The sequence below is a fragment of the Streptomyces sp. NPDC052064 genome, from assembly GCF_055585925.1.
This window is the reverse complement of the sequence record NZ_JBVJJE010000010.1, coordinates 29936-50942: the sequence shown is the minus strand read 5'-3', so window position 1 is coordinate 50942 and position 21007 is coordinate 29936. Positions and strand designations below refer to the sequence as shown.

Annotated in this window: 15 protein-coding genes, 1 tRNA gene and 6 pseudogenes; 12 read left to right on the top strand and 10 right to left on the bottom strand. The window is 71.4% G+C overall.

What is annotated here, in order from left to right; translation table 11 throughout:
• The first annotated feature begins 23 nt into the window (after positions 1 to 23).
• On the top strand, positions 24 to 1766 hold the full coding sequence (locus ACZ6TU_RS26305; RefSeq protein ID WP_467675993.1) for a PP2C family protein-serine/threonine phosphatase: 1743 nt from the start codon (positions 24 to 26) through the stop codon (positions 1764 to 1766).
• A gap of 27 nt (positions 1767 to 1793) precedes the next feature.
• Here the strand turns inward: ACZ6TU_RS26305 and ACZ6TU_RS26300 are convergent.
• Positions 1794 to 2282 (bottom strand): annotated as a pseudogene (locus ACZ6TU_RS26300) (zinc-binding dehydrogenase); the annotation flags it as partial.
• Between ACZ6TU_RS26300 and ACZ6TU_RS26295 the strand changes: the two are divergent.
• A pseudogene (locus ACZ6TU_RS26295) lies at positions 2268 to 2825 on the top strand (dihydroxy-acid dehydratase); the annotation flags it as partial. The pseudogenes ACZ6TU_RS26300 and ACZ6TU_RS26295 overlap by 15 nt on opposite strands.
• Before the next feature lie 20 nt (positions 2826 to 2845).
• On the opposite strand, the gene ACZ6TU_RS26290 reads toward ACZ6TU_RS26295, so the two are convergent.
• Entirely contained in the window at positions 2846 to 4057 is a 1212-nt protein-coding gene (locus ACZ6TU_RS26290) for a cytochrome P450 (RefSeq protein WP_469551466.1), read from the bottom strand.
• 137 nt (positions 4058 to 4194) lie between these two features.
• On the opposite strand from ACZ6TU_RS26290, the gene ACZ6TU_RS26285 reads away from it, so the two are divergent.
• A complete protein-coding gene (locus tag ACZ6TU_RS26285) occupies positions 4195 to 4851 on the top strand; it encodes a TetR/AcrR family transcriptional regulator (protein WP_467675987.1) in 657 nt (218 codons plus the stop codon).
• Positions 4852 to 4866: 15 nt separating this feature from the next.
• Here the strand turns inward: ACZ6TU_RS26285 and ACZ6TU_RS26280 are convergent, their stop codons facing one another.
• The 3 genes and pseudogenes from ACZ6TU_RS26280 to ACZ6TU_RS26270 form a co-directional block, all read right to left on the bottom strand.
• Positions 4867 to 5526: an FMN-binding negative transcriptional regulator gene (locus ACZ6TU_RS26280; protein ID WP_469551463.1), complete on the bottom strand. Its 660-nt coding sequence runs from the start codon at positions 5524 to 5526 to the stop codon at positions 4867 to 4869.
• 25 nt (positions 5527 to 5551) lie between these two features.
• Positions 5552 to 6259 (bottom strand): annotated as a pseudogene (locus tag ACZ6TU_RS26275) (B3/B4 domain-containing protein).
• 83 nt (positions 6260 to 6342) lie between these two features.
• Positions 6343 to 6895, bottom strand: a pseudogene (locus ACZ6TU_RS26270) (EamA family transporter); the annotation flags it as partial.
• A 101-nt stretch (positions 6896 to 6996) separates the two neighbouring features.
• On the opposite strand from ACZ6TU_RS26270, the gene ACZ6TU_RS26265 reads away from it, so the two are divergent.
• The 4 genes from ACZ6TU_RS26265 (at position 6997) to ACZ6TU_RS26250 (ending at position 11488) form a co-directional block, all read left to right on the top strand.
• Positions 6997 to 7422, top strand: coding sequence for a Rossmann-fold NAD(P)-binding domain-containing protein (locus tag ACZ6TU_RS26265; protein ID WP_469551459.1), 426 nt, complete (start codon positions 6997 to 6999; stop codon positions 7420 to 7422).
• Positions 7423 to 7751: 329 nt separating this feature from the next.
• Positions 7752 to 9647: an ATP-binding cassette domain-containing protein gene (locus tag ACZ6TU_RS26260; protein WP_469551457.1), complete on the top strand. Its 1896-nt coding sequence runs from the start codon at positions 7752 to 7754 to the stop codon at positions 9645 to 9647.
• 153 nt (positions 9648 to 9800) lie between these two features.
• On the top strand, positions 9801 to 10358 hold the full coding sequence (locus tag ACZ6TU_RS26255; protein ID WP_469551454.1) for an RNA polymerase sigma factor: 558 nt from the start codon (positions 9801 to 9803) through the stop codon (positions 10356 to 10358).
• Positions 10359 to 10381: 23 nt separating this feature from the next.
• Entirely contained in the window at positions 10382 to 11488 is a 1107-nt protein-coding gene (locus ACZ6TU_RS26250) for a hypothetical protein (protein WP_469551451.1), read from the top strand.
• Between the two features lie 67 nt (positions 11489 to 11555).
• Here ACZ6TU_RS26250 and ACZ6TU_RS26245 read toward each other — a convergent pair.
• From ACZ6TU_RS26245 to ACZ6TU_RS26230, 4 genes and pseudogenes are all read right to left on the bottom strand, one after another.
• Positions 11556 to 11735 (bottom strand): annotated as a pseudogene (locus ACZ6TU_RS26245) (MFS transporter); the annotation flags it as partial.
• Between the two features lie 314 nt (positions 11736 to 12049).
• Positions 12050 to 12385, bottom strand: coding sequence for an alpha/beta fold hydrolase (locus ACZ6TU_RS26240; RefSeq protein WP_469551449.1), 336 nt, complete (start codon positions 12383 to 12385; stop codon positions 12050 to 12052).
• A 145-nt stretch (positions 12386 to 12530) separates the two neighbouring features.
• Positions 12531 to 13289, bottom strand: a complete 759-nt coding sequence (locus ACZ6TU_RS26235; protein WP_467675972.1) for a DUF899 domain-containing protein — start codon at positions 13287 to 13289, stop codon at positions 12531 to 12533.
• Between the two features lie 132 nt (positions 13290 to 13421).
• Entirely contained in the window at positions 13422 to 14048 is a 627-nt protein-coding gene (locus ACZ6TU_RS26230) for a hypothetical protein (RefSeq protein ID WP_469551445.1), read from the bottom strand.
• Positions 14049 to 14052: 4 nt separating this feature from the next.
• On the opposite strand from ACZ6TU_RS26230, the pseudogene ACZ6TU_RS26225 reads away from it, so the two are divergent.
• The 5 genes and pseudogenes from ACZ6TU_RS26225 to ACZ6TU_RS26205 form a co-directional block, all read left to right on the top strand.
• A pseudogene (locus ACZ6TU_RS26225) lies at positions 14053 to 14346 on the top strand (ABC transporter permease subunit); the annotation flags it as partial.
• Positions 14343 to 15386 (top strand): ABC transporter ATP-binding protein, encoded by a 1044-nt coding sequence (locus ACZ6TU_RS26220; RefSeq protein WP_469551442.1) that lies wholly within the window; start codon positions 14343 to 14345, stop codon positions 15384 to 15386. The pseudogene ACZ6TU_RS26225 and the gene ACZ6TU_RS26220, both read left to right, overlap by 4 nt.
• Positions 15387 to 15557: 171 nt before the next feature.
• Positions 15558 to 17810: an FG-GAP repeat domain-containing protein gene (locus ACZ6TU_RS26215; RefSeq protein ID WP_469551438.1), complete on the top strand. Its 2253-nt coding sequence runs from the start codon at positions 15558 to 15560 to the stop codon at positions 17808 to 17810.
• 671 nt (positions 17811 to 18481) lie between these two features.
• On the top strand, positions 18482 to 19420 hold the full coding sequence (locus tag ACZ6TU_RS26210) for a D-alanyl-D-alanine carboxypeptidase family protein (protein ID WP_467675964.1): 939 nt from the start codon (positions 18482 to 18484) through the stop codon (positions 19418 to 19420).
• A 40-nt stretch (positions 19421 to 19460) separates the two neighbouring features.
• Positions 19461 to 19541, top strand: a tRNA-Val gene (locus tag ACZ6TU_RS26205).
• Positions 19542 to 19691: 150 nt separating this feature from the next.
• On the opposite strand, the gene ACZ6TU_RS26200 is transcribed toward ACZ6TU_RS26205, so the two are convergent.
• The gene (locus ACZ6TU_RS26200; RefSeq protein ID WP_469551434.1) at positions 19692 to 20852 is read right to left on the bottom strand and encodes a substrate-binding domain-containing protein; all 1161 of its coding nucleotides are present in this window, start codon (positions 20850 to 20852) and stop codon (positions 19692 to 19694) included.
• Between the last annotated feature and the right edge of the window lie 155 nt (positions 20853 to 21007).

Sequence of the window (21007 nt, the reverse complement as noted above, 5' to 3'; positions counted from 1 at the left end):
CCGATCAGCGAGGAGGCGACGACATGGCAGGGCCGGAGCATACGGAGACCGCCGCGCAGCGGTCCGTGGCCGTACTCGACACCTCGCTGACCCGAAGGCTGGACGCCATCGGAACCGGGGCCTACGTCGTCGACGAGGAGGGCCGCATCCTCGCGGCCAACACCCCTGCCCGGAACGCACTGGCCCGGTCCACCGAGGACCTGCTCGGTCATGACGCGCACGACCTGCTGCACCGGGACGCCCAAGGGCAGCCGCTGCCCAGGACAGCCTGCCGCATGCGGCAGGCCTTCCACGCCGGGCGGACCGCCCAGGCCGAGGTGGACTACTTCGCACGCGGAGACGGTTCCCTGCTGCCCATCGCCTGGCTGGTCACTCCGTACGACATCGGCGACGAGGGGGCCGGCACGCTCGTGCTCTTCCACACCGTCGAACCCGCGCCGGAAAGTGGCCCGCGGCCGGAACCGACGGGCAGGCCGCTGCCCGAGCTGGAACGGCTGGCCCTGCTGGCCGACGCCACCACGCGGCTGACCTCCACGCTCGACGTCGACGAAGCGCTGGAACGCCTGGTGAGCCTGGTCGTGCCCCGGCTGGCGGACTGGGTGATCATCGATCTGATCACCGAGCACGACGAGGTCTGGCGTACCGCGGTCGTCCACGCCGACGGCGGCACCCTGGTGCGCCGGGACGACCTTCAGGGCCCGATGCCGCCCGTCCCGGAGGCGTCCCCGATGCCCCTGTCCAGAGCCCTGCGCGGCGTGGCCTCCACGGTGGCCGGACCCGACACCTACCAGCGCGAACCGGATTCCGGCCTCGCGGTCGAGCAGAGCCGGCTGTTCGACGCCACGGGGATGCACTCGGCGGCCATCGCGCCCATCCGCAGCACCCGCGCGGTCCTCGGGGCCTTGACCCTGGGCCGGGCCGAGGACCCGGTCGCCTTCACTGCCGCCGATCTCCCGCTGGTCGAGGACATCGCACGCCGCGCCGGCCTCGCCCTGGACAACGCCCGCCTGTACCAGCGCCAGCGCAAGGTCGCCGAGACCATGCAGAACCATCTGCTGCCCCAGATGCCGGGAGTTCCGGGTCTCCAGATGACCGTCCGCTACCTGCCCGCACCCGACGCCTCACAGGTCGGCGGCGACTGGTACGACGCCTTCCCCATGTCCGACGGATCGACCGCCCTGGCCATCGGGGACGTCGTCGGGCACGACCTCGAGGCGGCGGCCGGCATGGCGCAGGTGCGCAACATGCTCCGTGCCTACGCCTGGTCCCAGCACGAACCGCCCAGCCGGATCGTCACACGGCTCGACGAAGCGCTCCAGCACATCACGGACGTCGACATGGCCACGATGATCTTCGCCCGGATCGAGGCGGCGGACGACGACGGCCAGTGGCAGCTGTCCTGGACCAACGCGGGCCACCCGCCGCCCCTGCTGATCAGCCGCGACGGCCTGGCGCGCTACCTCACCGACGGCCACGGCATCCTGCTGGGCACCAGTGCCGGCACCCCGCGCCCCGACGCCACGATCCTGCTCCCGCCCGGGTCCACCCTCGTGCTGTACACCGACGGTCTGATCGAAGCACCCGGCCACAGCCTCGACGAGGGCCTGAACCGGCTGCGCCGGCACGCCGCCGCCCTCGCCCACCGCCCCCTGTCCTCCTTCACCGACCACCTGCTGCGCCGCGTCCGCCCCGCCGACAACGAGGACGACGTCGCCCTCCTGGCCCTGCGCACACCTTCCGCCACGGCACGAGCCGCCAGTCGGTGACCCGACGGGTGACCCGGCGACGGCCCCTCAGGGTTCGACATGGATCTTGGGGCCGGGCCCGGAGCCGGCCGGGCGCTCGCCGGCGAGGACGGGGCCCACCTCGTCCAGGCCCACGGTGGCGGCGACCAGCGGCCTGGGATCGACCGATCCGGCGGCGTACGCCCGGATGGCGGCGTCGAGGCCGGGGGAGGCTGAGAGGACACCTGTCGCGGTCACGTCCTTGAGGACGAGTGCGCGGGTGTCGATCCTGCTCGGCTCGCCGGCCAGCCCGATGTACACGAGACGGCCCGCGGGTTCGACCAGCTCCAGGGCCAGATCCGGCAGCCGGGCGGCGTTCGAGGCGTCGACGACCGCGTCGAAGGGCACGTCCGGCACGGAGTCCTCCGTCCACACGTGCTCGAAGCCCAGGGAGCGGGCGAAGGCGAGGGAGCTCTCGGTCGTGCCCATGAGATGCGCCTCGGCACCGGACGCCCGCAGGAACATCGCCACCAGCAGCCCGATCGTCCGGCCGCTGCCTCTCCGCACCTGCTCCGGCACCGGGGCCGGGCCGTCGTCTTCGACAGCGTCGAGGACTTCCACGCCCGTATCGACGACCCAGGGCTCGACGTCGACGCCGACTCCGTCCTCGTCCTGCGCGGTTGCGGACCCAAGGGCTACCCGGGCATGCCCGAGGTCGCCAACATGCCCCTGCCCAAGAAGCTCCTCGCCCAGGGCGTCCGGGACATGGTCCGGGTCTGCGACGGCCGGATGAGCGGCACCGCGTACGGCACGGTCGTCCTGCACGTGGCGCCCGAGGCCGCAGCCGGCGGCCCTCTCGCCCTCGTACGGACCGGGGACTTCATCACCCTCGACGTCGAGGCCCGCCGTATCGACGTCGACGTGCCGGACGGCGAACTCGCCCGCAGGGCACCCGACAAGGCCACCGTCACCGGCTTCGCCGCGCCCCGGCGGGGCTGGGAACGCCTCTACGTCGACCACGTCCTCCAGGCCGACACCGGAGCCGACCTCGACTTCCTCGTCGGCTCCAGCGGATCCGAGGTGACCCGTGAGTCGCACTGACAGCCGGTCACCTCGGGGGTTCACCACGTCACGGGCAGCTCCGTGACGCCACCGGTGAGGGTGGTGCGCACCTCCAGCTCGTCCAGCTCCTTGGCGAGCCGCAGCCCGGGCAGGCGGCGGGCCAGCGTGGCGAACACGATGCGCAACTCCACCCGGGCCAGGCTCGCGCCGATGCAGAAGTGCACGCCGTGGCCGAAACCGAGGTGGGTGCGTTCGGGGCGGTCGGGGTCGAAGGTCTCGGCGTCGGTGTAGACCGAGGAGTCGCGGTTGGCGGAGTTGACCGACAGGATCACGGCATCGCCGCGCCGGATGGTGACACCGGCGACGTCGACGTCGGTGTGCGCGTACCGCAGCAGCCCGAGATCGCCGGGCGCGCCCAGGCGCATGATCTCCTCGACGGTGGCGTTGACCCGGCCGTCTGGATCGGCGGTCAGCGCCTGCCACTGGTCGAGACGCGTGAGCAGGAAGAGCGTGCCCAGGCCGATGCGGTTGACCGTGGTCTCGTGGCCGGCGAACAGCAGCCCGACGCAGAGCTGGATCATGTCGGCGTAGTCGTAGTCCTCGTCGGTGCTCTGAGCATGGACGAGGTCGGAGATCACGTCCTCGCCCGGCCGCCCGCGCTTGGTCTCGGCGAGACCGGTCATGTACTCGTTGAACTCGTCCCGTGCCTGGTGGGCTGCGTCGCCGATGGTGTAGTCGGACATGCGCTCCGACAGCGAGGCGAAGCGCTCACGGTCGCTCTCGGGCACCCCGAGCAGTCGGCAGATGACGGCGACCGGCAGCGGGAAGGCCAGCCCGGCCTGGAGGTCGACGACCCGGTCGGGGGCGGCGGTGTGCTCGGTGATCAGCCGGTCGACGCACGTGTCGACCAGGCGCTGGACGTGGTCGGAGAGCATCCGCATCCGCTTGGCCGAGAACGCGGGGGTCAGCAGCCGCCGCATCCGCGTGTGGTCGGCCTCCTCGGTGTCGTAGTTGCCCGTGGGGCCGTCCATGACCGCGGCGGACGTCAGGCGTGAGGCCCGTTCCGGCTCGGGATGGGAGCGGCCGAGTCGCTTGTCGCCGAGCAGGTCGCGCACCTCCTCGAAGCGTGTGACCAGCCAGGCGGGGTCACCGGCCGGTGTGGTGACCGGCGTGACCGGCGCCTCGCGGCGCAGTACGTCGTAGAGAGGCGCGAGGTCGAGAACGTTCGGCCTCGGGAAGGGCAGTTGCTGTCGCTCGGCGGTAACGCTCATGGCGCTCCTCCTGTGATCTCCGCATGCGATCTTCGAGCCGCTCTGACCGTAGCAGTTTATTGGCAGTAACTGTCATTAAAGTTTCGGACAGTCGTCCCATGTCGCGCGCGTGTTTAGATCGCCAGATGGAGGACTTCATGGTGGACAGCGGTCGTACACCCCGCCGGGGCCGGCCGCCGGTGAGCGACGAGCAACGCGGGCGGCAACGCCTCGACATCTCCCGCCGCGCGGTCCGGCTGTTCGCCGAGCAGGGTGTGGCCGCCACCTCCGGCGAGCAGATCGCGCGGGCCGCCGGGGTCTCCGAACGCACGCTGTGGCGCTACTTCCCCACCAAGGAGAGCTGCGTCGAGCCGCTGCTCACGAAGATGCTCGACGCCTTCCGGACGGTCCTGCACACCTGGCCGCCCGAAGCCGGCCTGATCGAGCACCTGCGCGCGGCCTACCGGCCCGTCCTCGCCTCGACATCCGGCGAGGACGTCGAGGCGGTTCTCGCCGTGGTCCGGATGACCCATGACGAACCCGCGCTGCGCGCCGCCTACCTCGTGCTCCGGGAGCGCGCGGAAGAGACGTTCACCGAGGTGCTCGCCGAACGCATGGGCATGCCCCCCGAGACGTTCGAGGTGCGCGTGCAGGCCGCCACCATGAACGCCGTACTCAAGGTCGCAGCCGACGAGTTCGCCCGTGAGACGGCCGGCCGGGGCATCACCCCCGGGGTGCTGAACGATCACCGCGAACAACTGGCCCACGCACTCGGCCTCGTCACCAGGCGACTCTCGGGCACAGACGCCGACTGAGGGTCCGGTCCCGCCTCAGCGCTCTCGACGACCGACCCCGTCGGTGTGCGGGGTGTGGGCGCGTACCGCTGCCGCGACGGCCGCGTCGTCGGGCCGGTCGCGCGCTTCGAGCCCCGCGACGACGCCCTCGATGTTGCTCTGCGGTTGGTTCTGGCTGAGCTTGAACTTGGCCTCGACACGGCTGATGACCACCTCGACGCCGACGATGGCGCGCAGTTGCCGCTCGACGAACTTCGCCGGGGCATGGTCGACGGACCAGGGTTCGGCGTGCCCGGCTTCGTGCCGGTCGGTCAGGCGGCGTATCCGGCTCTCGGTCCAGGCCGGGTCGTCGTGCACGACCAACTGCCCGTACACGTGCGCGGTGATGTGGTTCCAGGTCGGCACCACGCGGTGGTGCTCCTCCTTGGCCGGATACCACGACGGCGTCACGTACGCCTCGGGTCCGCGGACGATCACCATGGCCTCGCCCTGCACGGGCCGGCGCCACTGGTCGTTGCCGCGCGCCAGGTGGCCGATGAGGGCGCCGTGTTCGCCGGCGTCCGCGTCGTAGTCGAAAGGCAGCGGAGTGGCCACGAAGCCCTCGGGGGTCATGGTGATCAGGTCGGACGCGCCGTGGTTGGCCAGCAGGTCACGGACCGCGGCCTCGTCGGGGACGAAGTGCTTGGGGAGGTACATGGGCAGCCTTTCACGCGGCCGGGTCTCAGGCGGTGGCCCGGGGCCCGGCCGGGCTGAGGTAGTGAGCGGCGGTCTGCGCGGCGTGCGGGGCGAGCAGGCCCTGCAACTCCTCCGCCGCGACCTTGAGGAGGTCGCCGTCGCGGGTGGCGTGGAGGGTTTCGAGGACGAAGGCGACGTGGGTGGAGTCCTGGGTGACGTGGGTGCGGTGGGCGTCGCGGTGGTTCCAGTGGCGCGTCAGGACGCCGGTGGCGTCCGCGTAGATGATCTAGCCGGGCTTGGGGTGCTCGACGGTGTCGGGTTCGCCGAGCGGGGTGAAGGACTCGGTGCCGTCCGCGTAGCGGATGGCGATGTCCCCGATGACGTGGGCCAGGTCGAAGGCGCCGGCGGGCAGGCCGTGGCGGACGGAGACGGCGTTGTAGGAGTCGACGGCCGGGTTGATGCGCGGCAGGGTTCCCTTCTTGGCGAGGCGGCGGCCGAGCGCATCGACGCTGGGGCGGATGCGGCGGGGGTTGGTGCCGAAGGAGCGGTAGGCGGTGTGCCAGGCCTCGATGCGCGGGTCGGTCTCGTCGGCGGGCTGCCAGGTGCCGTCGGAGAGCTGCCGCTCCAGTTCCTCCACTGCGGTGGCGGTGTGGGGCCAGGGTTCGCGGCCGCGCAGGCCGGTGGCGGTGACCAGGGCGATGAGGGTGTCGGGGAAGGCGTCCGCGACGTCGGGGGTGAGGTGGAAAGTGGGCATGGCGGGATTCCGTTTCTCGCGTCGGGGCGGGCCTTGGTTCGGTGGTGCAGAGGTGTTCGGTGGCGCACAGGTGCGGGGACTGCTCAGGTCAGGGCGAGGAGGCTGACCGCGACGGCGGCGGTGCCGAGGCCGCCGAGCCGGCCGCGGTGGATCCGTTCGGCGAGCACGCCCCGGGCGAGCAGGACCGTACCGGCCGGGTAGAGGGCGGTGATCACGGCGACGACGGAGAGGTCCCCGCTGCGGGCGGCCGACAGGAACAGCAGGTTCGCCACGGAGTCCAGCGCACCCGCGGCTGCCGACACGGCGTACGCGGGCCGCTCGCTGCCCAGCCTGCGGTGCATCAGACCCGCCGCGGCCAGGGTCACGGCCGAGGAGACCGCCCGGCCGATGGTCAGCGGGGCCAATCCGCTGTAGCACGACCGCGACCAGCGCGAGCGGCAGCCCCACCGGTCCCGCGGCGGGCAGGTGCTCGCCCTGCGGCAGGCCCACACCGGCGGGCAGCGCGGCGGAGACCAGCGCGGTCACGGGCGACAGGACGTTCATCGGAATATCTGCCATCCGATTCCCGTGACTGTTTTCCTTCGCTACGAAAGAACTCGCCGTGACCAGCATCGCCATCGTCGGAGCCGGCCCCCAGCTGGGCCTGGCCATCGCCCGCACCTTCGGCTCCCACGGCCTCGACGCTCAAGGGCGCGGCCACGCGGTTCGGCGGGATCGACGTACTGGAGTACTCCCCGGTGGGCACGTTCGGCATCACCCCGCTGACCGCTCCGGCCGGGACCGAGCCGTCTCACGTGGAGTACGACATGAACTTCCAGCTGTACGGCGCCATCGCCGCCACACAGGCCGTACTGCCCGCGATGCGCGAGGCCGGCGCGGGCACCCTGCTCTACACCACCGGCGCCGGATCCATCTGGCCCGGCCCGAGGGTCGCCAACGTCAACGCCGCCGCCGCGGCCCTGCGCAACTGGGCGATGAACCTGCACAAGGAGCTGGCCGACGCCGGCACCGGCATCCAGGCCGCCCACGTCGGCATCGACGCGTCGATCGGCGTCTCCGTCATCCCCGGCCTGGAGGTGGCCGAGCCCGAGCAGATCTCCCCCCTCTACTGGGAACTGCACACCACCAAGCGCGACCAGGCGGAGCTCGTCTTCAAGCTCTGACCCCGCACCGGCTCCCTCGCCGAGCCCTGATCGCGCCGCGGCGTGCACCCGTCGCGGCGCGATCCCATACGTACGTCACCGCCGTACGACTCCGCTCCGGCGAAGCCGGCTCAGGAAGCCGTGAACCTCATCCGTCACTCCCGTTTCAGACCTCGGCGTTTCGGCCAACTCAAGCCGTCCGGGGGTGGCCTCAGTACCGCGTCCACCCGTTCGCGCCCTTGCTGTGTCTGGGGGCGCAGGCGTCCGGAATCGATCGTGTTCGATTCCCGTGCTGCGTCGTTATGCCGTGCACCGCCGAGCCGACCAGGTGCGGCACGACCCGAGGAGCGATGCAGGTGACGGTGACTGACGCCTCGACGGACAACGCGAAGACGCCACCCCCTCCACCCCCGGCCGCCATCACCTTCGAGGGCAAGTTCGGCAAGAACCCGCTGGCAGACGCCAGTTTCGCCGCGATGTGCCGACGTCTGCCCTCCGTGCTCGGGCATACGGCCCGGATGGCGTGGAGCGTCGACAGGACCGGCGTCGTGCTGCTCCTCGCCTGCCAGTTGCTGACAGGCGGTGCGGCTGCCTTCGTCCTCGCGTTCACCGCACAGGCGATGACCCACATCCTCGGCACCGGCACCGTGTCCGAACGCCTGCACGCCGCGCTGCCCGCGCTGATCGTCGTGACGACGGCGGCGGCCATCGGCCGAATCAGCGGAGCCCTGTCCTCGTATGCCGACGGACGGATCACCCCGCTGCTGACGACCGAAGCGGACATCGCGCTCGTCACCGCCGTGTGCCGCGTGGAGTCGAGCGCCTACGGCGAAGACGGATTCGCCGACCGGCAGGAGGCCGCCGAAATCGGCGTCACCCGGACCCGGCTGATGGTGCAGGACGCCCAGCGGTTCATGTCCGCCCTCATCCGCATGACCGCCGCGAGCGGGGTCGTCACGACGCTGCACCCGCTGCTGCTGCCCCTGCTCCTGCTGGCCGTCCTCCCGGCCGGCGCCGGAGCCGTCCTGTCGGCACGCGTCGACTACGAGACCCACTACCTCAACCTCGGCGACCGCAATGTGCGCTCCATGATGCGCTGGTGGGCCACCTACTCCCGCTTCGGCGACGAGGTCCGCGCCAACGGCATGACCGGCTACCTCACCTACTGGTACCGCGCCCTGTCCGACCGGATCGACCAGCGCACCCTGACCGCTGCCCCGCGCATGCTGCGCATCACCCTCGGCACCAGCGCCCTGGGCGGCATCTTCCTGCTGTGCACCTGGGCAACGCTCGCCTGGCTGGCCGCCACCGGCCGCATCGCCCTGCCCGTCGCGGCCACCGCTGTGGTCGCCGTCCAGACCACACTGGCCGCGCTCTCCCAGTTCGTCATCCACGGCGCCGCGATGTTCCACACCTCGCTCTACCTCGCCGACATGCGGTCCTTCCTCGACATGGCGGGTGAACGCGCGCCCAGGCGCGGGGACCTGGCCATCCCGGAACGAGTGGACCGGATCCGCCTCGACGAGGTCGTCTACCAGTACCCGGGCAAGGAGGAACCCGCCGTCGCGGGCGTATCGCTCACGCTGCGGCGCGGCGAGATCCTTGCCGTCGTCGGCGAGAACGGCTCGGGCAAGTCGACCCTGACCAGACTCATCACCGGCGTCCTGCTCGCCGACAAGGGCCGCGTCCTGTGGGACGACACCGACCTCGCCCAGGCCGACCCCGACGCCGTGTGGAAACGCACCGCGCTCGTCCCGCAGGACTTCGCCGCCTGGCCCCTGCGGGCCCGCGAGAACGTCACCCTCGGCCAGCCACGGACGGACGGCGACGGACCGGTGTGGGACGTCGTCGACGCCGTCGGCATGCGCGAGGCCATCGAGAAACTGCCCCAGCAGCTCGACACCCTCCTGGCCAAAGAGCTCTGGGGCGGCGCCGAGTTGTCGGGCGGGCAGTGGCAACGCCTCGCGTGCGGCCGCGCCCTCTACAGGCAGACCCCGCTCCTGATCCTCGATGAACCGACCTCGCAGATGGACGCCCGCGGCGAGCACGCCATCTTCCTGGAGATCAAGCGGATCGCCGCCGAGCGCATGACGATCGTCGTCACCCACCAGCTCGAGAACACGAAGCTCGCCGACCGCATCCTCGTCATGGACCAGGGCCGCGTCATCGAACAGGGCACGTACGACGACCTGGCAAACGCCGGAGGACTCTTCGCGGAACTCGTCTCCCTGTCCCAGGACCGGTGACGCACCATGAACCTCGCACCCTGTCCCCGCCCTGCTCGTCGGCGACGGCGACGGCACCACCGGGGCTCGCGAACGCTTGAGCCGGTTTCCGCCAAGTAGAGGGTGAGACCGCCGACCGGCGGTCGCCGGCAGAGGTCCTGAGACGGAGGTCCGGTGACCAAGGACCTGAACGACAAGCATGTGCCGACCCGTACAGCGCTCGATCCGGCAGCCTTCGAGTCGCTGGTCGAGCGCCACTCGGAGGGCCTGCACGGCTACTTCGCGCGCCGCGCGCCGTCAGCCGCCGACGACCTGCTCGCCGAGCTGTGGCTCCAGGCGTACGCGACGCGCCACGGTTTCGATCCCGATCGGGGGTCCGTACGGGCCTGGCTGTTCGGCGTGGCCAGAAACGTCCTGTCCGCGCACTGGAGGCGGCTCGCGGAACCCCGGCCGCCAGGCTCGGCGGGATCGAGCGGCGCCGACGATCCTTGGGAGGCGGTCGACGACCGGCTCGTCGCCGCCGCGATGGCCCCACGACTGCGCACGAAACTCGCCGAACTTCCCCCGGACGAACGCGAGTTGCTGCTGCTGGTCGCCTGGGAGCAGCTGACGCCGAGCGAGGCCGCGGCCGTGGTCGGCATACCCGCCGCGACGGCTCGCACCCGACTGCACCGCGCCCGCAACCGCATGCGCTCCGGCGCCTCCTGCGACCTGACAGGTGGCCCGACGTGACGGACACAGAAGGAGTGAACGGCATGAACAGCAGGAACGGAGATCACCGGATGGACGGGACGGGCAGGATGAACGAACGCCACGACATTCTCGACTTCCCGGGCGCCGACGAACTCATAGCGGCCGGAGCCGTGGCTCCGCCCCGGGCGGACCAACTCACGGCCGTCCGTGAACTGATGGCACGCCTCGCGGAGCGCGAGACCACGAACACGCGCACCGCCCTGGCTCATGACGCCATGCTGCCGCCCGCCGTCGCGCGACGGGACGGTCCGACGGCGTACCTGGCCCCTCCGCAGACACCACGGGTCATCGGCCGCGCAGAGCACGGGCGGGACGGGGAGGAACCGTCGGGGACCGGGAGCCGGCGAAGCCGCGGCCCGCGCCGCCGGCGGTTGGTGGTCGCGGGCGCGGCGGTGGCGGTGCTCGCTGCGGGCGCGGTCGTGTATCCGGTGCTGGACGTGGGAGGCAAGCCCGCGTCCACGGCCTCGGCGGCCGCCCGGTTCCTGAACGAGATGGCGGAGGTCTCGACCGAGGTCCCGACGCCCCAGGGGAAGTACTGGATGTCCCACTACTGGGCGAAGGACGGCCGGGCGACGGCCACGGTGACCGTCTACAGCGACCGGTCGGGCACCACCTGGATTCGGCACCCCAGCGGCAAGATGACCGTGTCGGGCCACAACATCGCCGACTGGCCCGTGGGCGACCGACGCCTGTCCTGGACCGACTTCGACCGGCTGCCCACCGACCCGGAAGCGCTGAAGGCCCACTTCTCCAAGGACGCCACACAGCGGTTCGACCAGATCATGTCGCTGCTCGCGGAGTCCCCGGCGAGCCCCCGGCTGCGCTCCGCACTGTTCCAGATCGTCGCGGACACCCCGGGCGTGACCATGACCCAGAACGTCAAGGACAGCCAGGGCCGTCCGGGCACCGTGATCAACCTCCCCCGCAAGGTTCCCAAGAAGAAACTGGAGGCGGAGCACTCCGCCGCTTCCCTCACCCACGTGGACGGCCCCTACTACTTCATCGACCCGGAAACCAGCCGCGTACTGGAGCAGACCAGCGAACTCGGCGCCGCCCCGCTCATCCGCACGACCTACCTCAAGGTCGGCTGGACCGACCGCATCGGCTGACCCGGCACCCCGGCCCCGGCGCGCACGTCGCGCCGGGGCCGGCACCCATGCCTTTGAGAGGTGGCTGTCAGAGGTCGAATTCCCCGTCCCGGGTCTCCGGCAGAGCCAGCACACACGCCATGACCAGGCACAGCCCGCCCGCGTAGCCACCCAGCGCCAGGGGCGACGCCCAGTGGCTGAGCGGGGCGAAGCCGCCGCCGAGTGTGTTCGCGAGGATGAACGTCGCGGAGGCACCCGTGTAGCGCAGACCTGGCCAACGCCCAGAAGCCGGCACCGTACGGCAAGAAGACCGTCGACCTCACGCCCGCGGCCATCGGCCCGTTCGTGGTCCCGCCGGTCAACCTCGACGAGCACCTCGACATGGGCGCCGACAACCTCATCACGGTCACCTGCGACGGCCAGGTGACGATCCCCACGGTCGCTGCCGTCTCCGCTGTGACCGATGTGCACTACGCGGAGACGCCCGCCGCCGCTACGCCGACGACGTGCTGTCCTTCAGTTCGTGCACGCCCTGGAGGCTCACCGTCCGCTGGGCTCCATCATGCGCTCCCGCCGCGACGCCTATCCCGGCTCCAGCGAGTTCCGCCATCGCCTCAACGGAATCGAGCCGCACGAGCCGTCCGACATCAAGGAGCTTCCCGTCTGACCTGGAGCCGTCTCGGGGCCACCGTTTCCTGCGACCGCGCAGGTGTCCACGGACTCCCCGTCGAGGAAACGGGCGACGAAGGTGACATACGACTCGATGCGGTAGTCCCGGTCCGTCCGGGGCCCGGACAGTCCGCACCCCGGCAGGTCCGGCCGGATCACCTCGTAGGTCGGGCGAAGCCGCGCCGCGACCTCGTCGAAGGCGTCCGAGGAGGAGCCGGAACCGTGCAGCGGCAGCGTTGAGGGCGGCAAGGTGGACGCGGTGAGCCGGCCGGCGCGGCGAACCCGTGGGTGCCTTGGCACGCCTCACCGCCGGAGAGCGGACCGCGGTGGGCACACGTGGTGTGCCCACCGCCGTCTTCGGACGGTGGCTCCGCTGTGGCTGGCGGGACCGGGTTCAGCCGCAGCAGCCCGAGGTGCCCGCGCTCGGTTGTCCGCCGTGGAGGTCGTCGTCGTGCCCGGCGGCGATCCGTGCCCATTGGGAGGTCGGCCGTCCGTCCTCGCGGAACTGCTGGCCGCGGGGCTCGTACGGCTGCGGCCAGCCCGGAGGGGAGTCCTCCCAGGTCTCCTGCCGTCCGTAGACGGTCATGTCGAGGATGCCGTAGGAGGGCGCCATGGGCTCGACCCCTCGGCCGGTGGTCCAGTACGTCTCGTAGACGCGGCCCCCCTCCCGGAGGTAGCACGCCTTCATGCCGAAACGACGACCGGCGACGAGCCGTTCGTGGGACTCGGCGGGCACGGAGTACCAGGGCAGCTCCCAGCCCATGAAGCGGCGGTAGCGTTCGGACTCCTCGTAGGGGCCCTGGCAGAAGGCGGCGAAGGTGACGTCACGCTGGTGCAGATAGGACAGTTCACGGACCTGGCCGGTGAAGAAGGTGCAGCCTTCACACTGCTCGGCGGCGGGGCGGCCGTCGTGCCACATGTGATACGACGCGAACAGCTGGGTACGGCCGTCGAAGACGTCGATCAGGGGGACTTTTCCGTTGCCTCCGACGAGCGGAGTCGACGGGTCGACCTCGGTCATGGGCAGCCGGCGCCGTGCGGCGGCGATCGCGTCGCCTTCCCGGGTGTGCGCCTTCTCCCGGGCGCGCAGGGCGTCGATTGCGGCCAGCCACTCCGAGCGGGAGACGACCGGCGGCGTGTTCATAGCAGTCATGCCCTTACTGACCCAACAGCCCGCAAGAGCTCATCGGCACGCCGGACAAAACTTCTGCCGAGCACCACCAGCGCCTTGCTCGGTGACAGAACGGCAGTCGAACACCGACCCGGACCCAACTCAAGGCCGCGTCTACGGGGTGAGACTGACGAGTCGTGCGGCAGAGTGCCGCGTCACCCGGGTCACGACCACCCCGTAGCCGACGCCGACGACGAGGGAGGTGAACAGGGCGGTGAGCGGGAAGTCCTCCTGGAGGTAGGGGTAGACCTGGTAGTGCGTCAGATAGATGTAGAGGGAACTGCTCGCCAGGACGCCCGCGAGTGCGTTGAGCGGGCTGAGGCTGGGCAGGGCCGGTACCCAGATCAGCAGCGCCAGGCCGACGATCACGATGCTCGTGCGCAGGGGCTGGTCCTGGAACAGGCCTGGCACGGTGAGCAGCAGCAACGCCGTCAGCAGGGCCCTTTGACGTACGGTTTTGGCTCGCGCGGCCGCCCATCCCAGCGTGAACAGCCAGAACACCACCGTGGGGCTCAGCTGGGGACGGGCGGACGCCAGGCCCGGCATGTCGTAGCGGCCGACCAGGCCGACGGCCGTGAGGGCCAGCGGCAGGCCGAACGCGTACCGCCGCTCCAGCCGGTCCAGCAGCGGTACGGCCATGAGGGCGGCGAGGACGACGAGGAAGTAGACCAGGGCCTCCACGAACCAGTAGGCCCAGTCGAAGCGGTCGTTCCCCTGGTCGAGCAGGCTGTTGAGCAGCACCGCCCTCCTGGAGGACGTGGCCCGCTCACTCGGGCGACGACCCTGGCAGGTGCTGCGGGAGGTCACCGTGCCGTTGGCCGCCCCGGGTGTGGCCGCCGGGGCCGCGCTCACCTTCGTGGTCTGCATGAAGGAACTCCCGGCGACCCTGTTGCTGCGTCCCACCGGCATGGACACGCTCGCCACCCGGCTGTGGACCGAGACCGGCGCCGGCTCCTTCGCGGCAGCCGCCCCGTACGCCGCCGCGCTGATCCTGCTGGCCGCAGTCCCCTCGTACCTCCTAGGCAGGCACCGGACATGAACGAACTGCACGTCGAAGGACTCACCAAGTCCTACGGAGCCGGGGAGCCGATCCTGTGCGGACTCGAACTCACCGTCCCCGCAGGCGCGTTGGCGGCGGTCCTCGGCCCCTCCGGCTGCGGCAAGACCACCATGCTGCGGGTCGTCGCCGGTTTCCTGCGCGCCGACGCGGGCACCGTCCGACTCGGCGACCGGCTGCTGAGCGGGCCCGACGTCCACGTCCCGCCGGAGCGGCGCCGTATCGGCATCGTGCCCCAGGAGGGCGCCCTCTTCCCGCACCTGAGCGTGGCCCGCAACGTCGCCTTCGGCCTGACCGGCGTCGACCGAACCGAACGGCGGCGCATCACGGACGAGATGCTCGAACTGGTCGGCCTCACCGGATACGGCGACCGCATGCCGCACGAGCTGTCCGGCGGTCAGCAGCAGCGCGTCGCCCTGGCCCGCGCGCTCGCCCCGCGACCTCGACTCGTCCTGCTCGACGAGCCGTTCAGCGCCCTCGACAGCGCGCTGCGGGCAGGAGTGCGGGCGGACGTACGGTCCGCGCTGCGGGCGAGCGGCGCCACGGCCGTGCTCGTCACCCATGACCAGCAGGAGGCCCTGTCCACCGCGGACCTCGTCGCCGTCGTACGGGACGGCCGGGTCGCCCAGTGCGCCACCCCGCAGGACCTCTACCGACGCCCTGCGGATCCCTGGATCGCCGGCTTCGTCGGCGACGCCGTCCTGCTCCCCGGCACTGTGGACGCCGACAACACGGCCCGGACCGCCTTGGGCACGGTGCCCCTGGCCGCCCCGCCCGGGGGTCTCCGCACCGGCACGGTCCTGCTCCGTCCGGAACAACTCCGCCTCACCGACGCGGACTGTGCGGGCGCGGTCAGAGGGACGGTCACCGACGTCTCGCACTACGGCCACGACGCCATGGTCACCGTGGCTGTCGACGGCCACGACACACCCATCGGCATCCGCGTGGTGGGCTCGGTTTCGATCCGCCCCGGAGAGGAGACGGGCGTCCGCGTCGAGGGCGAGGGGGGCTTCCATCCGTAGGCGGCCCGGCGTGCGGGTTCACCCGTGTGGCGGCTGTCGACTCGGCCCTCACCGGCGGAGGTGGCCCGCCGACTGCCGCGGGCCCGGCCGTCGGGATGTCGGAGTTTCACTCCGGTCATATAAGATCCACCCACTTTGATCACCCAGTCTGGAACCGGGGGGGACCGGATCGTGAACTCGCATGTCATCAGAGGGGCTTTCGCGCTCGTGCTGAGCGGGAGCCTGGTGGGGGCTCTGTCCGCCGAGGCAGCGTCCGTGCCGACCGCGGGCACCGCGGCCGGGGCGACGGTGGGGGCGGCCGCCGTGGTCACCGACCCCGTACAGCCCGGCGTATGGGGCACGGCCACCGAGCTCGCCCCTGCCGCTCAGCACCGCGTCCTGAGCCTGCAGGCCCGCCTTGACGGTGCCCTGGTCGCCCTGCGTGACCAGCCACAGGACCCGACACAGACCCTGGAGGTCCGTCGGCTCACCGTCCAGGTCCGCCCGGCGGGCACCACCACCTGGGCCGCGCCCCAGACGCTGTCCACCGCCGCCGACCACCCCCTCGACGCGAGCACCCTCGCCCAGCAGGCCGACGGCTCCTTCGTCGCCTACTGGCGCGAACGCCTCCCGGAGGGCAAGAGCCTCTTGAAGGCCGCCACCCTGGCCTCCGGCGCCACTCGCTGGTCCGACCCGACCACCGTCGCCACCCTCTCCTCCTGGGCCGATCACCCCCTGGTCTTCGGCAGCGCCACCGGCCGCCTCACCGCCGTCTGGGACGTCCGGATCCCCGGCGGCCGCGAGCTGCGCATGTCCGAGCGGCCGGCTTCCGGCGGCGCCTGGTCCGAGCCCACCGTGTTCGACACCGTCACGAGCGACGCCGAAGACGGAGAGTGGTCCCTGACCGGGCTGCACGCCGCCATCGACAAGGCGGGCAACGCGGCCGTCGCATGGAATCTCGACGACCGCCCACGCGACGGCGGCGGCGTCACCTCCACGGCCGGGCCCTCGTACTACTCCCGGATCATGGAGCGCAAGGCCGGCGCGACCGCGTGGGGCGACGCGGAGGACCTGACCGCCGTCACCGGTACCCAGCCCGGTGCCCTCCGCCTCGACGCCGACCCGGCCGGCGGCTTCACCCTCCTGTGGGCGACCGTCGGCGGCCCCGTCCGCTTCGCGCGCAAGGACGCCCCCGGTGAAGTGTGGAGTGCCACCGAGCAGACGGGGCTCACCGGCTGGTACGCCCCTCGCGCCCTTCCCCGTCCGCTGACCGCCCCGAACGGCGACGTCACCCTCGTCGGAGGCGGGGACAAGGCGGTGATCTCCACCACCCGCTCCGCCGGCTCCGGAGTCTGGGGCGCCGTCGAGCAGGCCGACGATCGCCGTCCCCTCGGCTCGGCCGGCTACGCCGTCAGCTCCGGCATCGCCTCCGACGGTACGGTGCACGCGGGATGGGCCGTGTCCATCGGCAACGGCAAGTACCGGTTCGTCTCCGGCTTCCGTACCCGCGGCGGCTGGTCGGCGCCCAAGACGCTGGCCACCACTACCGACAACCGGACCGTGGGCGGCGCCCTCACGGTCGCGGGCACCCGCCCCACCGCGCTCTGGTACGACAGCTCCGCCGTCGGCGGCCCGCTGCACACCGTCTCAGGCACCACCCGCCCGCTGCCCCGCGTCCGGGACTACGGTGACGACCGCCGCGCCGACGTGCTCGCCCTGACCGGGGGCACCACCCTGACCCGGTACGACGGCGACGCCGCGGGCCACCTCGCCGCGGGCTCCGTGCACAGCGGCGCGGTCGCCACCGGCTGGCCCACCGGCACCCGGTTCACCGGCTTCGGCGACCTGAACGGGGACCGCGTCAACGACGTCCTCGCCGTGCTGCCCACGGGCGAGGCACGCATGTACAAGACCCCGGCGGGCCGAGTGCCCGCCCCCGGCTCCCCGTACCGGAAGACCGGCACCGACTGGCGCGGCTACAACGTCCTCACCACCCCCGGCGACCTGACCGGCGACGGCCGCACCGACCTGTTGGCCCGCTCCGCCTCGACCGGTGACATCTACCTGTACGCGGGCGACGGCAGCGCCGGATTCGCCCCGCGCGTCAAGATCCGGTCCGGCTGGAAGTACACCCGCGTGATCGGCGCCGGGGACCTCAGCGGTGACGGGCACGGAGACGTGCTGGCCCTCGACAGCTCCGGCGAGCTGTGGCGCTACAACGGCACCGGCACCGGCAAGCTCGCCGACCGCGTGTTGGTCTTCCGCGACTGGGGCAAGACCTACCGCCAGGTGCTCGGCGCCGCCGACCTGAACGGCGACGCCAAAGCCGATCTGCTCTCGGTCGATTCCGACGGCGTGGCCTGGCTCAACCCGGGCACCGGCCGCGGCACCTTCGGCAACCGGGTCCGCGTCGGCTCGGGCTGGGGCAGCCGCACCATTTCCTGACCGGCGGCCCGCACCGGAGGGCCCCCACTGGTGCGGGCCCGCTGGGCGCTCTCGCGGTGTGGATCCGCCGCTCTGGCCCCTCAGGACGGTGGCGGATCCGCACGTCGTCGCTCTAGTGCACGGCGGCAGCCAGGCGCGCCGGCACACCGCGCAGGACGTGATGTCGGCCCACGCCATCACGTCGACGGTCGCCGGCAGGTAGTCGGCGGTTGGACCCGCACCACCATCTTCGGCGGCCCTGCCCGCGTCGGAGCGGGAACCGCACCGCCGGGAGATGTACGGACTGGGCCGGCTGCCGCACCGCTTTCCGGGCCCGGCGGCCGCGGAGCGCGAGGTCGAGGCAGTCGAGGCAGTCGAGGCAGGGGTCGCCGCCCGCCGTCGGGTACCGCGCCCCACATGGCGGGCGACGTCGGTCGATGCCGCGCGTGCCACTCCGCTGTCGGCGTGCGGTTCACGTTCAACCGTGCGGCGACGCCGACCGCCTCGTCGGGGTGCCGCGCGTTCAGCACGCTGATCCGGGACGCGTCCGCCGCAGCGGCCGCTCGCAGGTCTCCCGGAATCACTTCCGCCCGCCGTACAACCCCCGGTGTGCCCCGTGAGTCTCCCTAGAGCCTCCCCCCGCTTCATTTCGCAAATGCCGTCTGGCATTTGGCACACTCGGAGCGTTCATAGTGATAACCGACATCAAGGGTGTACGCATCCGCAGAGCCGTAGCTGTCGCCGGCGCCACCGGCGCGCTGCTCGCGGGCGGCGCCCTGACCGCGCCCGCGCAGGCCGCGACCGCGCCCTCGGTCAGCGCCAAGGGCGCGTTCATGCTCAACAGCGCGACGGGCTCCACGCTCTACAGCAAGTACGCGGACACCAAGCGGCCCATGGCGAGCACCACCAAGATCATGACGGCTCGCGTCGTGCTGAGCACCCCCGACCTGAATCTCGACCGGAAGGTCACCATCAAGCAGGCTTACCGGGATTACGTCACTGCCAAGGGCGCGAGCACCGCGGATCTCAAGACCGGCGACAAGGTCACCATCCGCCAGTTGCTCCATGCGATGCTGCTGCCGTCCGGCTGCGACGCCGCGATGGCCCTCGCGGACACCTTCGGCACCGGTACGACCATCTCGGCGCGGACCAAGTCGTTCATCAGCAAGATGAACGCCAAGGCGGACACCCTCGGCCTGACCAACACGCATTTCGACTCGTTCGACGGCAACTCGACGCAGAACACGAACTACACGACGCCGCGCGACCTCGCCAAGCTCGCGCGCAGCGCGATGAAGTACTCGACGTTCGCGGGCATCGTGAAGAAGCCGAAGACCGTGCAGTACGCGACGACGAGCACCGGCGGCACCCGCACGTACACCTGGTACAACACCAACCAGCTGCTGGGCTCATACAGCGGCGCGATCGGCGTGAAGACGGGCACCAACACGCCGTCCGGCCCCTGCCTCGTCTTCGCCGCGACCCGCAACGAGAAGACGGTCATCGGCGTGCTGCTCAACGACCAGTACCGCTACACAGACGCTGCCAAGTTGCTGGACTACGCCTTCGGCACCAGCTCGGCGAGCACCATGCGGCTGCGCACCCTGCCGACGGGCGCACAGAGGGACTGACCTGGGCCGACGCGCACTCGAACGAACGCTGGTGGGTAATGGCGCGGGCAGGAGCACCCTCGGTAGCTCGCTGGGCTCACAACCCAGACCGCAGGTTCAAAACCTGCCCCCGCCGCCACCACACCGGCGCCCTCGAGATGGCCCGTACCACGACGTGCTGGTACTCGTCCTGGTCCTGCGCGACGAGGGCGCCGGAGGGTGGGTCAGCACCGGCCTTGGCGCCCAACGGCTCAACAACACGGGTCCAGCCGGTCGCCGGTCTGCTGTGCGTCTACTTCTCCCAGATCCTGCGGTAAGCCTCGCGGTAGCCCTCGGAGTCCCAGGACAGTGCGCCGCCGCTGTTGGCGGCGGTGGTGACGTGGACGGGGGCGACGTATCCGCTGGCCGACTTGCCGGCGAAGGAACGGTTGAACTCGTCGATGATCTGCCAGCCCTGTTCGGACAGCGGTTCGGGCACGGTGGCGGCCTGGAACTCCTTGCTGTTGATGCGCTGGAAGGCCGAGGGATCTCCGTCACCGGCCCCGATGTTGAGCGGGGTGCCGTCGCCCTGCCTGCCTGCGGCACGCAGGGCGGGGCCCGCGTGGTCGAAGTACAGGTCGTTGATGGCGGCGGAATGGGTCCACCTGTCGCCGAAGCGGGAGGCCAGGGAGGACACCCTCTTGATGGTGAGGCTGCCCGCCTGCGGGATGGGGACGTTCTCGTAGCTCAGCAGCTTGACGCCGGAGCAGGTGGCGAGTTCCTTCTTGATCAGATCCGACTTGCGCTTGGCGAAGGGGATCGAGGCGTCGGTGAACAGGACGACGCCCGCGCGACCGTTGGACCGGGCGATGATCCAGTCGGCGCTGATCTTCGCGACCTCCTCGACCCGGGTGGTGATGTTGCTGAACAGCTTCGGGTGCTCGCTGGGGCCGGGAGCCGCGACGGCGTGCCAGCCGATCAGCGGGATGCCGTCCGCGTTCGCCTGCTCGACCTGTGCGGCGGTGGAGGTGGGGTCGAAGCCGCCGATGACGATGCCGTCGGGTTCGAGGGCCAGGGCCTCGGCGAAGGCGGCCTTGATTCCGGAGGGTGTGCCCTGGCCGTTGAGGGTGCGGACGCGCCAGCCGATGACGCCGGCGGCTTCCTGGACGCCCTTGGCGACGCCCGCCACCCCGGGATTGGTCAGGGTCTGGGCGATGTAGACGATGGTCTTGTCGGGGACGGCCCGGGGCCCGCTGGTCGGTCCGGACCAGGGGGCGTTGACGTCCTCGGCCGTCTTGACGGCCCGCTTGGCCTCGGCGAGGGCGGTGGGGCAGCCGGGCCTGGCCGAGCCGCTGGGGGAGGCGGCGACGGATCCGCCGGTGGGAGAACCGCTCTCGCAGCCGGTGGTGAGGGTGATGGTGGCCGAGGCCAGGAGAGCGGTGGCCGTGACGGCCGCCTTGCGGGTGGGGTGCACGGGGTCTCCAACACGGTGCGAGAGAGGGCAGGGCTGGGTGGGGAGGCGGAGCGTGGGGTCGGCGACGGTTCCCGCGCGTGGCCACTGTCGTGAGGATCAGGACGGCGGCGGGAGGAGAGGCCCGCGAGGCCTGCGGGCGGTGATGCCCGGCGGTG